General features: G+C 67.5%; 13 protein-coding genes. 6 read left to right on the top strand and 7 right to left on the bottom strand.

What is annotated here, in order from left to right; genetic code table 11:
* Positions 1-8: 8 nt before the first annotated feature.
* The 3 genes from ACVOKU_RS10660 to ACVOKU_RS10670 form a co-directional block, all read right to left on the bottom strand.
* Positions 9-1,982, bottom strand: a complete 1,974-nt coding sequence (locus tag ACVOKU_RS10660; protein WP_481559887.1) for a M56 family metallopeptidase — start codon at positions 1,980-1,982, stop codon at positions 9-11.
* Between the two features lie 3 nt (positions 1,983-1,985).
* The gene (locus tag ACVOKU_RS10665; RefSeq protein ID WP_053515971.1) at positions 1,986-2,372 is read right to left on the bottom strand and encodes a BlaI/MecI/CopY family transcriptional regulator; all 387 of its coding nucleotides are present in this window, start codon (positions 2,370-2,372) and stop codon (positions 1,986-1,988) included.
* Positions 2,373-2,599: 227 nt separating this feature from the next.
* Positions 2,600-3,001 carry a hypothetical protein gene (locus ACVOKU_RS10670; protein WP_481526097.1) on the bottom strand — a complete coding sequence of 134 codons (402 nt, stop codon included), beginning with the start codon at positions 2,999-3,001 and terminating at the stop codon, positions 2,600-2,602.
* A 171-nt stretch (positions 3,002-3,172) separates the two neighbouring features.
* On the opposite strand from ACVOKU_RS10670, the gene ACVOKU_RS10675 reads away from it, so the two are divergent.
* Together ACVOKU_RS10675 and ACVOKU_RS10680 are read left to right on the top strand one after the other, a co-directional pair.
* Positions 3,173-3,604 carry a Rap1a/Tai family immunity protein gene (locus tag ACVOKU_RS10675; RefSeq protein WP_481559888.1) on the top strand — a complete coding sequence of 144 codons (432 nt, stop codon included), beginning with the start codon at positions 3,173-3,175 and terminating at the stop codon, positions 3,602-3,604.
* 2 nt (positions 3,605-3,606) lie between these two features.
* Entirely contained in the window at positions 3,607-4,059 is a 453-nt protein-coding gene (locus ACVOKU_RS10680; protein WP_481559889.1) for a hypothetical protein, read from the top strand.
* Positions 4,060-4,068: 9 nt separating this feature from the next.
* Here the strand turns inward: ACVOKU_RS10680 and ACVOKU_RS10685 are convergent, their stop codons facing one another.
* Positions 4,069-4,695: a hypothetical protein gene (locus ACVOKU_RS10685; RefSeq protein ID WP_481559890.1), complete on the bottom strand. Its 627-nt coding sequence runs from the start codon at positions 4,693-4,695 to the stop codon at positions 4,069-4,071.
* 255 nt (positions 4,696-4,950) lie between these two features.
* On the opposite strand from ACVOKU_RS10685, the gene ACVOKU_RS10690 reads away from it, so the two are divergent.
* A complete protein-coding gene (locus ACVOKU_RS10690; protein ID WP_481559943.1) occupies positions 4,951-6,048 on the top strand; it encodes a serine hydrolase domain-containing protein in 1,098 nt (365 codons plus the stop codon).
* Here the strand turns inward: ACVOKU_RS10690 and ACVOKU_RS10695 are convergent.
* Entirely contained in the window at positions 6,005-7,120 is a 1,116-nt protein-coding gene (locus ACVOKU_RS10695; protein WP_481559891.1) for an SDR family oxidoreductase, read from the bottom strand. The genes ACVOKU_RS10690 and ACVOKU_RS10695 overlap by 44 nt on opposite strands.
* Positions 7,121-7,154: 34 nt before the next feature.
* Positions 7,155-7,388 (bottom strand): hypothetical protein, encoded by a 234-nt coding sequence (locus ACVOKU_RS10700; RefSeq protein ID WP_481559944.1) that lies wholly within the window; start codon positions 7,386-7,388, stop codon positions 7,155-7,157.
* Positions 7,389-7,539: 151 nt separating this feature from the next.
* Between ACVOKU_RS10700 and ACVOKU_RS10705 the strand changes: the two genes are divergently transcribed.
* Complete coding sequence (locus ACVOKU_RS10705; protein ID WP_128987665.1) at positions 7,540-7,848, top strand: hypothetical protein; 309 nt, start codon at positions 7,540-7,542, stop codon at positions 7,846-7,848.
* On the opposite strand, the gene ACVOKU_RS10710 is transcribed toward ACVOKU_RS10705, so the two are convergent.
* Positions 7,826-8,881 carry a DNA topoisomerase IB gene (locus tag ACVOKU_RS10710; RefSeq protein WP_481559892.1) on the bottom strand — a complete coding sequence of 352 codons (1,056 nt, stop codon included), beginning with the start codon at positions 8,879-8,881 and terminating at the stop codon, positions 7,826-7,828. The two genes, ACVOKU_RS10705 and ACVOKU_RS10710, sit on opposite strands and share 23 nt — an antisense overlap.
* Before the next feature lie 111 nt (positions 8,882-8,992).
* Here ACVOKU_RS10710 and ACVOKU_RS10715 point away from each other — a divergent pair, with 111 nt between their 5' ends.
* A complete protein-coding gene (locus ACVOKU_RS10715) occupies positions 8,993-9,382 on the top strand; it encodes an I78 family peptidase inhibitor (RefSeq protein ID WP_053515984.1) in 390 nt (129 codons plus the stop codon).
* Between the two features lie 174 nt (positions 9,383-9,556).
* The gene (gene gltB, locus ACVOKU_RS10720; RefSeq protein WP_481559893.1) at positions 9,557-14,011 is read left to right on the top strand and encodes a glutamate synthase large subunit; all 4,455 of its coding nucleotides are present in this window, start codon (positions 9,557-9,559) and stop codon (positions 14,009-14,011) included.
* The last annotated feature ends 15 nt before the right edge of the window (positions 14,012-14,026 follow it).

The raw sequence follows: 14,026 nt of genomic DNA on the forward strand, positions 1-14,026 counted from the left end.
CCGCCGCTTCACAGCTGCTGGGCCTTGCCATTGGCCAGCGCACGGGCGATCACCTGCTGCGCCTGTCGCGAGGCCTGCTCGTGCAGGCGTGCCTGGCGTTCGCCGAGCGCGGCCTGCTGGCTGCCCAGCGCCGCCTGGCGGCTGGCCAGCGCGGCCTGCTCTCCGGCCAGCCGACCCATCTCGCTGCTCCGCCCCGACTGGCGTTCGTCAGCACGAGCCTCCTGCAGGGCGCGCCGCGCTTCAGCGGCGGCCTGCCGCGCGAGCGCTGCGTCGTCGACCGAATCGCGCGCGGCCCTGGCCGCTTCGGCCGCCGCTTCACGATTGATGTCATGGGCAGCCATCGCACTGCGCGCGGTGCGCATCGCGTCCTGCGCGATCTGGCGTGCATGTTCGCTCTGCAACCGGCCCAGTTCACCCTGCCGGCGGCCGAGCTCGCCCTGCTGGCGACCCAGCACGCTCTGCTGGCGTCCCAGTTCGCCCTGCTGACGGCCCAGTTCCGCCGCGCCGGCATAGGCACGTTGCAGTGACTGCACCAGCATCGGATCACGCACCACGTAGCGCTTGTCGCCCTGGCGGAACCACAGTGCCGGTCCCTTGCCGAGCTGCCTGCGGGCCTGCGCCACGTCATCGATGCCGCCATTGGCGAAGGTCGAATCCCCATCCACCAGTACATAGGCCTGGCGCGGCGACTCGCCCAGATCCAACGTCCCGTAGGTGGTGATGGAGGTGCCGGTAGAGGTCATGCCGTCATGGTTTTCGTCCACGTCGGTCGCATCGTCGAAGGCCCCCACATCGGCATCATCGGGTCCGGTCACATCGTCCGGCCCGGTCGCGTCAGCCGGCGGCGCGGGGGGAACCGGCACGGCCGGCAGGCGCGCCGACGCTGCCGGCGCCGGCGGTGCCTTCGGAGCCGGCGGCGGCGACAGGGGCTTCGGCGGCGCCAGCGGTGCGGGAGGCGCCGGGGGCACCGGCGCTGCGACCAGTCGCATGGGTGCCACACCCACCACCAGCACCACGGCCGTCAGGGCAACCGCGAGCACGCGCGGGCAGGCTTTGCGCGGCTGCAGCGAAAGCAGCCGGCGCTTGAGGCTGGTCGTGTCCGGCGCGGCACTGGCCACCCCCAGGTGCGGCTGCGGTGCAACGCCCAGCTGCAGCAGCAGACGCCCGTATGCGTGGCGACTGGCCCCATGCTGGCCCACCACCGCCTCATCCACCGCTTCTTCCCGGGCCTGGGCGTACTCACGCACCGACAGCCGCAGCAGCGGGTGGAAGAAGAACAGGTGCTGCGCCAGTGCCGGCAACAATCCCCACTGCAGGTCACGGCGCTGCAGGTGCTGCAGTTCATGGGTCAATGCCAGGTCCAGCGCGTCGCCCTGCAGTGCAGTGGCGCCGGCCGGCAGCAGCAGCACCGGGCGCAGCGGCCCGACCAGCTGCGGCGCATCGATCTGTGCGCTCATCCACAGGCGCGGCGGGCGGCGAAGTCCATGCGCGTCGGCGGCCAGGTGCAGCGCCTGCACCAGCGCCGCGTCCTCGCAGGGATACGCGGCGGCCAGCAGCGCGCGGCAACGCCGCCACTCCGCCAGGGTGCGCCAGGCCATCAGCAGCACACCGGAGGCCCACAGCGCGGCCAGTGCAAGCGCCCACCACGCTGTTGCGGGCGTCGCCACGACCTCCACCGGCATCGTGGCCAGCAGCTGCGCGGAGCCTTCCGCAGACAGCGGATAGACCACATCGGCGGCGATATCGGTAGCGGTCATCGCCACCGACGGCGACGCGGGCAACCAGGGCAGCTGCACCGGCTGGCTCCACACCAGGCCGAGCACGGCCTGCAACGAAACCAGCCACCACAACCGGCAACGCGTAGCGGCCGACAGCGACGGCATCAGCCGGCACACGGCATACACCAGCGCCACCAGCAGCACGGTCTGCAGGCTGGTCCAGCCCAGCCGTTCCAGCATCGGGATCAGCATCGTGGTGTCCATGACTCAGCCCTCGTGGCGACGCGATTGGAGTTGGGCGACCAGCGCTTCCAGCTCGGCCAGCTCGTTGTCGCTGACCTGCTGGCGCTGCGAAAGATAGGCCACGAACGGCGACACCGAGCCCTGCAGCGTGTTGTCGACGAACTGGGCCACCGCACCCTGCAGCACGCTGTCAGGGCCACGGGTGGCCTGGTAGCGGTACAGGCCTTCGTGCTGCCGTCGCTGCAGGTACCCCTTGGTGCGCAGCCGCTCCATCATCGTCAGCACGGTGGAACGGGCCAGCCCGCGCGCCTCGCCATAGCCGCTGGCGACCTCGCCGACACTGGCCGGCGCATGTTCATCGATGTACTGCAGCAGGGCCAGCTCCTGGTCCCCGATGGTTTTGCCGCGCATGACAGGCTCCCTTGACTACACGTGTCGTCACTGTCGGCGTGACGACACCTGTAGTCAACCCCCCGGAAGTCATGGGCCGACGAACGGTAGGGGGTTCAAGCGCAGCGTATGCAGCCGACCCGGCAGCTGCTGGGCTGGGGACCGGCGAGGCCAGCACTGAGTCCTTGGTCGATCCCACCCTGCAAATACAACTTGTGCCGAGCATCAAGGCCCAGGCTCAGCATATTTCAGGCCTTGGAGTAGCTCGCAAGAAGTAACTCTGCATCGCGAGCGAGCCCCTCCTCGACTTCCACATCCGCTGCAAAATCGGACAACGCACGAAACTCCGCCGCGCTTCTGATTTTTCCGCGCTTCAGAATTTCGCGAACCTTGGCCAACTTCCTATCCACAAAAAACTCAAAACTGAAACCATAAGTGGAGATCAGGTAGTCCTTTGCAGCCCGCCTCGAGTCCTCAGGAAGATCATTCAAGCCCTCAGCAATATCCTTTGCCAACTCGTAAAGTTTTGGGCTGCGAGAAAAATGCGCAACCGTCTTCCTCCGCAACTCAACAACATGAGGAACATCACCCGGAGACGACAACATTGTAATCCCGTCCTGACACCACTTCTCCAGAACTTCCAGATCCATTGTCACTCCCCAGAATCAGCTAAAGCATGCCGCTGCGAACCAGCGGGACGACAGGCGCATGTGACCTGCATGACTTATCGTACGCCCGGAATCGCTTCCCTCCACTTGCCGATCCGATAGAGTTGGCCCTGGCGACGAGCCTTCTCTTCTCCATCTTCAGGAATCGCATGCATGCGCACTCCGGTTGGCCGCTGGCTGCGGCGGCCTTCAACAGCCTCCTTCCTTGCGGCGTGCCTGTCCGCCGCTCTGCCCGCGCATGCGGCAGACGCAGGCAATGCACTTTCCAGTGGCCGCGCACTGCTGGAGCGAATCACAGGCAACGAGGAGGGGCGTGAGTGCAGCGACGCACTGTGCCGCGCTCGCGCGGTGTCCTGGGCCCAGGGTTACATCGCGGCAGTCGCCGACAGCAGCGCCGGGCAATGGTGTGGACGAGCCACGGTCCTGCCCCATGAGCTTGTGGACCGCGTGTACAGCCACCTGAAGGCGCTTCCGCGCGCCCGCCTCGAGGAAGACGCATCGACGCTGGCGCGGGAAGCGCTGGTTCACTCTTTCCCGTGTTCCCATGCGGCTCCATCGAGCAACAGCAGACCTGCCCAGGAGTGATGATGCCCCGATCCTTGATCAGTGCGTTCGCATTGCTCGTGCTGCACATTCCCGCCTCACATGCGTGGGAGTGCGAGACGGATCCTGCGAAGTTCAGGTTCACATCGGACTCGCCTTCCACGTTCAACCTGGGTGAGCGGGAGGAAGTGGGCAGGGCCTACGCCGCCCTGGCCAAGCACCTGCAACCGCTGCAGCGCTATCAGGCACCGCGGATCTTCTATTCAAAGGGCTTCAGCGCGATCCGGGAACATGACTGCAAGGCCGGAAAGTGCACCGCCATGGAGGTGCTGGAAGGCCTTCAGCAATGCGGCGCAGGCGGAATGAGCAGGCAGGATGCCTGTTACCCGTTGGCAGTCGTGCATGAAGGCAGGCTCTATTGCCTTCTGTACCCTGGCCAGAAGGACTTCGATCCTTCCAGGCCGTTTACACCCTATGTGCCCTTCAACAATAGCTGATGCGCGGGATCAGTCCCGCAGATCCTGCAGCTGATCGCGTGGGAAGAAGTCCGGATCGTCCTGTCCATCCAGCATTGCCTCGACCCGTTCGTCGAACTCGCGGGCGGCGGCAGCGGAGGCGTCGGGCCCCAGGAATGCGGAGTGTCCGTTTCCAGCGAGGCCAAGCGCGGCGACCGTTCTCCGTTCGCCGTCCTCGCCCCATAGATAGTCGTGGACAACGACCAGGCCGGCATCGTCCGTGGCCAGGAACTCGGCTGCGCTGCGCCCCAGGGCCAGAAAGAACAGGATGTCGTAGAGACTCTCCGAATAGGTCAACGACCCGGCAACGAAATGTCTTCCCTGGCGGTCATAGGCCGCAATCCTGATGTTCTCCGCCTCTGCCGATCCCAGCACGAACTCCAGTGCCGCGCGGTTGTCCCGATGACGCGCCAACATCGCGTTGCAGTCTGAAATGAGCGTCTGCAGACCCGGAGCATCCGGGTCGGAAAGATCCCCGCCTCCGGGAAGACTCCACTGCCCGCCGATGGAGCGCCAGTCCGGCCAGCGGGACACGTCCGGCGGTGCTGCCGCAAGCCACCGCGCAAGATCTGCGCGTGACATCCTCAATCTGAGAAAAGCCGAGTACGGTTCGGACATCGCCGCCCTTCCTCCTGGGCATGGGTCTGCGTTGCGTGCAGCGGACAGACTGTAGCAAGTCCGGCAGCAGGCATCCTCCGTTCGCTGTCAGTCTCGGCCTCACTGCCATCAGGGTGGACGGCCGGCTCCGCTGGAATGTCCTCCCTCCCGAAATTCACAACGGCGGCATCTAAACCCTCCTGCTGCCTGCTGCATCCCATCCGCACATCCCGCCGGGAATAACCCATGTTCCGCCCATCGCTTTCCCTTCTGCTCCTGCTGCTTGCTGCTCTGCCCCTTTCGCCCGCGTCAGCCAGCCCGGAGCCGGCGAACGAACAGGCTCGCCGCCTTATCCGCCAGACATTGCAGGACGAGCGCATTCCGGGCCTGCAGATCGCAGTGGTCAAGGACGGCCAGGTCGTGCTGTCCGAAGCGTTCGGCCTGGCCAACGTGGAAAACGGCGTGCCCGCCACGCGCAGCACGCGATTCCCGTTGAACTCCGCCACCAAGGCCTTTACCGGCGTCGCCGCCGCACAGCTGGCGCAGCAGGGCCGGCTGGATCTGGATGCACCGCTGTCGCGCTATCTGGATGCACTTCCGGCCGCTTGGCAGACCGTGCGCGTACGTCAGCTGCTGGCCCACACCTCCGGCCTGCCGGACATCCTTGACGAGCGCGGGCTGCTGGGCGGAGGCACCGAGGCACAGGCCTGGCAGGCCGTGACCGCACAGCCGATGGAGGCGGCACCTGGCCAGCGTTTCGCCTACAACCAGACCAACTATCTGCTCTTGGCGCGGATCATCGCGCGGCAGTCGGGCATGCCCTACGACCGCTTCCTGGCCAGCCAGCAGTTCGGCGCCGCTGGCATGGAACGCACCACCTTCGGCGACAGTTACGACCTGATCCCCGACGCCGCCACGATGTACAGCCTGGCCCCGCGCGCGACCGAAGCCGCCGATACGCCGCCCCGGCTGTCGCACTGGTTCTACGACGTGCCGCCCAGCCTGTGGTCCGGCGGCGGCATCCTTACCACCGCCGATGACACCGCGCGCTGGCTGGTCGCACTGCTGGACGGGCGACTGCTGCACGAGGACGGGCGCACACGGATGTGGACCGCCGAGCCGCTGGCCGATGGCAGGGCGGGCCCGTGGTCTGCCGGCTGGCCGGTACTGCAGGGCGCGCCGGACCGCCAGGTCGCCGGCATCGGTGGCGCGCGCTCGGCCTTCATCGTCTACCCTGACCGCGGCATCGCCGTGGTGGTGCTCACCAACCTGGTCGGCGCCAACCCGCAGCGCTTCATTCCGCGCATCGCCGATCTGTATGCGCCCCCGGTCAGCCCCGCGGGCCGCCCATCACCGGCAGGATCACCCCGCTGATGTAGCTGGCGCAGGCCGGTGACGCCAGGAACACATAGGCCGGAGACAGCTCCTCCGGCTGTGCCGGGCGCCCCATGTCACTGTCCTTGCCGAACTCGGCCACGTCGGGGGCCTGCTTGTCCGCAGGATTGAGCGGCGTCCACACCGGGCCGGGGGCCACGCAGTTGACCCGGATGCCACGCGGCAGCAGCTGGCTGGCCAAGGCTTTGGTGAAAGCGTGGATCGCTCCCTTGGTCGCCGAATAGTCGATCAGCGCCTTGCTGCCGAAGAGGCCGGTTTCCGAGCCCGTGTTGATGATGCTGGCGCCCTCGCCCAGGTATGGCAGCACGGCCCGTGCCATCTGCACGTAGCCGCCGATATTGGTCTGCAGCGTCTCCTGCAGATGCTCGTCTTCCAGGTCCTCCAGGCGTTCGCAGTGCAGCTGGAAAGCGGCGTTGTTGATCAGGATGTCGACGCCACCAAAGGCCTTGGCAACCTGCTTCACCGCCTTGTTGCAGAAACGCGGATCGCGCACGTCGCCCGCAATCACCACGCAGCGTCCGCCCTCGCTCTCCACATGCTGGCGGGTGATCTCGGCATCCTCGGCCTCATCAAGGTGCAGCACCGCCACGTCCGCCCCCTCGCGCGCGAACAGGACAGCGACGGCGCGTCCGATCCCGGAATCGCCGCCGGTGACGATCGCGCGCATGCCCTGCAGCTTGCCGCTGCCGACGTAGTCCGGTGCCAGGAAGCGCGGGGCCAGGTCCAGTTCGTGCTCATGTCCCGGCTTGGCCAGGTGCTGGGCGGGCAGGGTCTCCGGCTGGCGTCGCGTGCCCGCCTGGGTTGCCTTCTTCCTGGTCGCCTTCTTCGCCGCACGCGCATCCTTGGCCTTTTCCTGGTCCTGCAGGCGTCGCTGCCGGGCCGCAACCCGGGCGGCACGTGGATCACCGGCGGCGGCCTTGCGGGTTGCCGTCTTCACCACGCGGGGGCGTTCGGCCGCTGCTGCGGTGCTGCCCTCGGCAGCCGCCTTCGTACCCTTGCGTACTTTGGGCGACGCCTTGCGGCGGACGGGAACCTTCTTGCTCGTAGCCATGCGGTCTCCTTCAGGTGTGGGGAATCGGGTGGGTTCAGGCGCGATCGGCCACGCCCTGCACGCCGGCATGGCCAGCGCAGTGCTCACAGCAGAAGATCTGCCCGTTGCCTTCGACGCCGTGACCGATCACGGTGCAGTTGCAGTGCGCACAGCGTGGCGCGAAGGCGTGGATCGCGCATTCGAACGAGTCGAACGTGCCGCTGCGCCCGCCCTGCTGCAGGGTGAAACTCTTGTCGTAGTCATTGCCGCATACATCACAGGTGGCCATGTCATACCTCCGTGGCGTGCCAGTACATGCAGTGTGGCCATCGCCGCTGTCGGCGACGGTGAATGCATCGTGTCCCGCATGTGCACGCCGTTCATGCCGCCACCACGCCGCGCGCGGCACGCTGGCGTCCTCATCACCATGGAGCAGGATCATGATCCGCGCATTCAGCGTAGCCGCACTGACCTTTGCCGTCGCCGCATGCAGCAGCACGCCAATCGCACAGGTTCAACCGATCGACGGCGTGATTTCCGGCCAGTGCCACAGCGACATGGTGCGCGGCGCCGTCGGTCTGGCAGCGTCGGCGGCCACCGTTGAACGTGCACGCGTGGACAGCGACAGCCTGCACGTGCAGGTGCTCCGCCACGACGGTCCGCGTGTTCCCCCCGCCAGCGAAGGCGGTGATCGCCTGACCATCGAAAAGGGACGCACCAACAACATCACGGCGATCTACTGCGGCTGAGCCGGCGTGCCCGCCGCAGTACACGCAACGTGGCCTGTTCCCACTGCCGCGGGCCGCGCAGGCCCGCCAGCGCGGTGAGTTCGCCACGCTCCCAGCCGGTGAACACACAGGGATCGATGTATGCCCTGCGGCACACCGCAGGGGTGTTGCCCAGACGCGCGGCAACCTGGCAGACCACCTCGCGCTGCGCTGCGGCCAGTGCGCGCTGGCTGGCGGGCTCGGGCAACGCGGTGGCAGCCAGTGCCTGCACCGCCGCCACCGTGCCGCCCCAGGTACGGAAATCCTTGGCGGTGAAGTCCTCACCCATCACATCGCGCAGGTACTCGTTCACTGCGCCGGAATCGACCGGCTGCACCTGGCCATCATCGTCGCGGTACTGGAACAACGACTGCCCCGGCAGCTGCTGCAACCGTCGCACCATCTGGCCCAGGCGGCGGTCACCCACCGTCACCTCCTGCAGTTGGCCGGACTTGCCCCGGAACCGCATGCGTACCCGCCCGCCGCGAAGCAGCTCGAGGTGGCGGTTGCGCAGGGTGGTCAGCCCGAACGAGCGGTTCTCGCGGGCGTAGGTCTCATTGCCGATCCGTACCAGCGTATCGGCCAGCAGCGCCACCACCACGGCCAGCACCTTGGTCCGTGGAAATCCGGACTGCCGGAGATCGCGTGCCAGCCGCCGCCGCAGCGTGGGCAGTGCCTCGCCGAACGCAATGATCCGATCGAACTTGCCGGCATCGCGCATCTTCGCCCAGTTGGCGTGATAGCGGTACTGCTTGCGGCCACGCGCATCGCGGCCGGTCGCCTGCAGGTGGCCGTTGGCATGCGCGCAGATCCATACCGCGGTGTAAGCCGGGGGAATGGCCAGTGCGCGGATACGCTGCAGCGTGGCCGCATCGCGCACTGCGTGGCCGTCAGCATCACGGTAACGGAAGCCTTTGCCTGCACGCAGCCGGGTGAAGCCCGGTTGGGTGTCATCAACGTAGCGCAGGCCGGCCGCGCGCGCCGCCGCGCGTTCGGGTGTGGGGGACGTGGGCATGGCCGCAGTGTGGCGATCGACATGACGCGGCCGCGTCAATAACGCAAGACAAACACGTGAGGATGGGTTCGCGGCTATGCTCCGGCTTTCACAGTCCCTTCCGGAGTCATGATGTCGTTCCCGATTCGCGCCCGTTCGCTCTCCGCCCTGCTGCTGCCGGCCGTGCTGGCCTTGTCCGCCTGCCAGGCGCCGGCGCTGGATGAACAGGATTCGGCCACGGCCCACGCCCAGCAGGCCGCCGAAGCCGCCAAGGCACCGGCCGATGAAGCCGGCAAGGCCACCGAGGCACCGCCGGTGGGCACCTGCGACGCCAGCCAGGTGCAGAGCCTGGTCGGCCAGGCCTACACCGACGCGCTGGGCAAGCAGGCCCAGGAAGATGCCGGTGCTCAGCAGGTGCGCGTGCTGCACCCCAATGACGCGACCACGATGGAGTTCCTGGGCGACCGCCTGAACATCGAAGTGGACGCCAAGGACGTGGTCAGCGGCGTCCGCTGCGGCTGATCCCGGCCCGCGCCGGCGGATCACCGCCGGCGCTTTCCGTTGCACCTGCAACCGTGTATTGCGGCGTTGCAGCAACCTGTGCTTTATTCGAGGCATCCGGTGGCCTCACGATGCGCTCCAGGGATTGGGCGGGCTTGAGTGTCCCCGCTCATTTCATTCCGCATCGAGGTAGAGATGGCCCCCCGCAACCGCCAAGGGCTTTACGACCCGCGCTCCGAGCGCGATGCCTGTGGATTCGGCATGGTCGCGCAGCTCGACGACCAGCCGTCGCGCCTGCTGGTGGATACCGCCATTGCCGCGCTTTCGCGGATGACCCATCGCGGTGGCGTCGCCGCTGACGGGCTCACCGGTGATGGCTGCGGGCTGCTGCTGCGTCGCCCCGATGCATTCCTGAAACTGCTGGCCAGCGAAGCGGGCATCACCGTGGCCACCCGCTTCGCGGCGGGCCTGGTGTTCCTTCCGCACGACGCCGATGCCGCGCAGGCCTGCCGGACGCAGCTGCAGGTGCAGCTTGAAGCGGTGGGCTGCCGCGTGGCGGGTTGGCGCGAGGTTCCCATCGACGACAGTGTCTGCGGCCAGCTCGCACGCGATACGCTGCCGCGCATCGAACAGGTGTTCGTCGATGCCGGTGTCGGCCAGGACGGCACCGGCTTCGCCCTGGCGCTGTACCTCGCACGCCGTCGCAGCGAACAGCAGCTGCGCGACCATGGCGATTTCTACGTCACCACGCTTACCCCGGATGCAATCAGCTACAAGGGCATGGTCCTGCCGGACAAGCTCAGCCGCTTCTATCCGGACCTGCAGCGGCGCGAGCTGGCCTCCAGCGCGATCGTGTTCCACCAGCGCTTCTCCACCAACACGCTGCCGCGCTGGCCGCTGGCGCATCCGTTCCGCCTGCTCGCGCACAACGGCGAGATCAACACCATCGAGGGCAACCGTCGCTGGGCGCAGGCGCGCAGCAAGGTGTGGAAGACACCGCGCTTCGACATCGCCGAGTTCGATCCGGTGATCTCCATGCATGGTTCGGACTCGCAGAGCCTGGACAACATGCTGGAACTGATGGTCGCCGGCGGCATGGAATTGATCCAGGCGCTGCGCATCCTGGTGCCACCGGCGACGCAGTCGCTGGAGTTCAAGGATCCGGATCTGGCCGCGTTCTACGAGTTCCATGGCCTCAACAGCGAGCCCTGGGACGGCCCGGCCGGCATCGTCGCCTGCGACAGCCGCTATGCGGTGTGTACGCTGGACCGCAACGGCCTGCGCCCGGCGCGCTGGATGCTGACCGCCGACCGCCACTTCCTGGTCGCCTCCGAAGCAGGCGTGTGGGAAGTGCCGACCGAGCGCGTGGTACGCAAGGGCAAGCTCGGCCCCGGTGAAATGGTGGCCATCGATCTCAAGCGCGGTGACCTGCTCGATTCGGACGCGGTGGACCGCATCAACCGCGGCCGCGCGCCGTACAAGCAGTGGCTGCAGCAGGGGGTGACCTACCTGCAGACCGAACTGATCGATCCTTCGCTGGTGGAGGAGCCCTTCGACGAGGGCACCCTGCGCAGTTACCACAAGCTGTACCAGCTCAGCAGTGAGGAAGTGGAGCAGGTGCTGCGGCCGCTGGCCGAGACCGAGCAGGAAGCCACCGGCTCGATGGGCGATGACACGCCGATGGCGGTACTGAGCCAGCGCAGCCGGCCGCTGTACGACTACTTCCGGCAGGCATTCGCGCAGGTCACCAATCCGCCGATCGATCCGCTGCGCGAAGACTGCGCCATGTCCCTGTCCACCCAGCTCGGCAAGGAGACCAACATCTTCCATGCCGGCCCGGAGACGGTGAACCACGTCATCCTCAACTCGCCGGTATTGAGCCAACGCAAGCTGCGCCAGCTGCTGAAGATGGACCAGTACCTGCAGGCCAACCGCCTGCTCGACCTGTCCTACAGCGAGGAAGAAGGGCTGCGCAACGGCATCGAGCGCATCTGTGCGGAGGCCGAACGTGCCGCACGCGAAGGCATGGTGATGCTGCTGCTGTCCGACCGCTATCCGGTGGCCGGGCGACCGATGGTGCACGCCCTGCTGGCCACCAGTGCGGTGCATCATCACCTTTCGCGGCTGGGGCTGCGCTGCGACGTCAACCTGATCGTCGAGACGGGCACCGCGCGCGACCCGCACCATATGGCCTGCCTGCTCGGCTTCGGGGCCACCGCGGTGTACCCGTATCTTGCCTACCAGACCCTGTTCGACCTGGGCCGGCGCGGCATCCTCAAGCTCAGCAAGGGCGGTGAGCAGTCGCAGATCGGCCGCCGCTACCGCAAGGGCGTCTACAAGGGCCTGTCGAAGATCATCTCGAAGATGGGCATCTGCACCGTGGCCAGCTACCGCGGCGCGCAGCTGTTCGAGATCATCGGCCTGGAGCCGGAAGTGGTCGCGCTGTGCTTCCCCGACACCGCCTCGCGCATCGGCGGCGCTGGCTTCGCGCGGCTGGATGCCGATGCGCGCGAACTGTGCGCCCAGGCCTGGGATGCACAGCAGGATGTCGACGTCGGCGGCCTGCTGAAGTACGTGCACGGCGGCGAGTACCACATGTACAACCCGGACGTGGTCACCACCCTGCAGCGCGCGGCGCGCAGTGGTGATGCCCGCGCCTGGCAGCAGTACTGCGATGCCGTGCATGCCCGGCCGCCATCGGCGTTGCGTGACCTGCTGCAGCTGGTGCCGGCGGCGACACCTACGCCGCTGGACGAGGTGGCGCCGGCCAGCGAACTGTTCCCGCGCTTCGACACCGCCGCGATCAGCCTCGGCGCGCTGTCGCCGGAAGCGCATGAGGCACTGGCCATCGCGATGAACCGCCTCGGCGGCCGCAGCAATTCCGGCGAAGGTGGCGAAGACCCGGCACGCTACGGCACCGCGCGGCGCAGCAAGATCAAGCAGGTGGCGTCGGGGCGCTTCGGTGTCACCGCCGAGTATCTGGTCAATGCCGAGGTGCTGCAGATCAAGGTCGCGCAGGGCGCCAAGCCCGGCGAAGGCGGCCAGCTGCCCGGGCACAAGGTCAACGAGCTGATCGCCCGCCTGCGCTACGCGCGGCCGGGCATCGGCCTGATCTCGCCGCCACCGCACCACGACATCTACTCCATCGAGGACCTGGCGCAGCTGATCTACGATCTCAAGCAGGTCAACCCGACAGCGCTGGTATCGGTGAAGCTGGTCAGCCATGCCGGCGTCGGCACCATCGCCGCCGGCGTGGTCAAGGCCGGCGCGGACCTGATCACCATCTCCGGCCACGACGGCGGCACCGGTGCCTCGCCGGTCAGCTCGATCCGCTACGCCGGTGTGCCGTGGGAGCTGGGCGTGGCCGAAGCGCACCAGGCGCTGCTGGCCAACGACCTGCGCGGGCGCACCCTGCTGCAGACCGATGGTGGCCTGAAGACCGGCCTGGACGTGGTCAAGGCCGCGCTGCTGGGTGCGGACAGCTTCGGCTTCGGCACCGCGCCGATGATCGTGCTGGGCTGCAAGTACCTGCGCATCTGCCACCTCAACAACTGCGCCACCGGCGTGGCCACCCAGGACGAACGCCTGCGCGAGAACCACTTCACCGGCCAGCCGGAGCGCGTGGAGAATTTCTTCCGCCTGCTGGCCGAGGAGGTGCGTGGCTGGCTGTCGTACCTGGGCGCGCGTTCGCTGGAAGAGATCGTCGGCCGCACCGACCTGCTGCGGCAGATCGAGGCCGCACCGCGCGACGGCGTGCGCGTGGACCTGTCGCGCCTGCTGGCAGATGCGCGTTACGAAGGGAGCCACTGCGCGGCGCAGCGCCTGTACGAATCGCCGGACAGCCTGGCCACGCAGATGGATGGCCTGCTGGCGGACGCGATCGAACAGCGCAGGGGGGGCGAACATCGCTTCCTGATCCACAACACCGACCGCAGCATCGGCACCCGCCTGGCCGGTGCGGTGGCGCGCGCGCACGGCAATCAGGGCATGGCCGACGCCCCCCTGGAGCTTCGCTTCCGTGGCAGCGCCGGACAGAGCTTTGGCGCCTTCAATGTCGGCGGCCTGCATCTGGAAGTCGAGGGCGAAGCCAATGACTACGTCGGCAAAGGCATGGCCGGCGGCCGCCTGGTGGTACGTCCGCCACGCGGCGCGCGGTTCGAGGCCCGCAGCACTGCGATCATCGGCAACACCTGCCTGTATGGCGCCACCGGTGGCGAGCTGTTCGCCGCCGGACGTGCCGGCGAGCGCTTCGCAGTCCGCAATTCCGGTGCGCTCGCGGTCGTGGAAGGCGCCGGCGATCACTGCTGCGAGTACATGACCGACGGCGTGGTGCTGGTGCTGGGCAAGGTCGGCCTGAACTTCGGTGCCGGCTTCACCGGCGGGCTGGCCTACGTGCTGGATGTGGACCGCGACTTCGTGGACCGTTACAACCACGAGCTGATCGACATCCATCGCGTGTCCGCAGAAGGCTTCGAGAACTACCGCCAGCACCTGCACCGCCTGATCGGCCGCCATCGCGAACTGACCGGCAGCATCTGGGCGCAGCAGATCCTGGACGAGTTCCGCGATTACATCGGCAAGTTCTGGCTGGTCAAACCGAAGGCCGCCAGCATTGAATCGCTGACCGAGACCCTTCGACGCGCGGCGTAAGCGCCTCCGGCGCGC

The organism is Stenotrophomonas sp. STEN147 (genome assembly GCF_056757995.1).

What these genes read in the sequence shown, in the direction of transcription:
- ACVOKU_RS10660 (WP_481559887.1), bottom strand. Translation starts at nt 1,982, where the DNA reads ATGGACACCACGATGCTGATCCCGATGCTGGAACGGCTGGGCTGGACC.
- ACVOKU_RS10665 (WP_053515971.1), bottom strand. Translation starts at nt 2,372, where the DNA reads ATGCGCGGCAAAACCATCGGGGACCAGGAGCTGGCCCTGCTGCAGTAC.
- ACVOKU_RS10670 (WP_481526097.1), bottom strand. Translation starts at nt 3,001, where the DNA reads ATGGATCTGGAAGTTCTGGAGAAGTGGTGTCAGGACGGGATTACAATG.
- ACVOKU_RS10675 (WP_481559888.1), top strand. Translation starts at nt 3,173, where the DNA reads ATGCGCACTCCGGTTGGCCGCTGGCTGCGGCGGCCTTCAACAGCCTCC.
- ACVOKU_RS10680 (WP_481559889.1), top strand. Translation starts at nt 3,607, where the DNA reads ATGCCCCGATCCTTGATCAGTGCGTTCGCATTGCTCGTGCTGCACATT.
- ACVOKU_RS10685 (WP_481559890.1), bottom strand. Translation starts at nt 4,695, where the DNA reads ATGTCCGAACCGTACTCGGCTTTTCTCAGATTGAGGATGTCACGCGCA.
- ACVOKU_RS10695 (WP_481559891.1), bottom strand. Translation starts at nt 7,120, where the DNA reads ATGGCTACGAGCAAGAAGGTTCCCGTCCGCCGCAAGGCGTCGCCCAAA.
- ACVOKU_RS10700 (WP_481559944.1), bottom strand. Translation starts at nt 7,388, where the DNA reads ATGGCCACCTGTGATGTATGCGGCAATGACTACGACAAGAGTTTCACC.
- ACVOKU_RS10705 (WP_128987665.1), top strand. Translation starts at nt 7,540, where the DNA reads ATGATCCGCGCATTCAGCGTAGCCGCACTGACCTTTGCCGTCGCCGCA.
- ACVOKU_RS10710 (WP_481559892.1), bottom strand. Translation starts at nt 8,881, where the DNA reads ATGCCCACGTCCCCCACACCCGAACGCGCGGCGGCGCGCGCGGCCGGC.
- ACVOKU_RS10715 (WP_053515984.1), top strand. Translation starts at nt 8,993, where the DNA reads ATGTCGTTCCCGATTCGCGCCCGTTCGCTCTCCGCCCTGCTGCTGCCG.
- gltB (WP_481559893.1), top strand. Translation starts at nt 9,557, where the DNA reads ATGGCCCCCCGCAACCGCCAAGGGCTTTACGACCCGCGCTCCGAGCGC.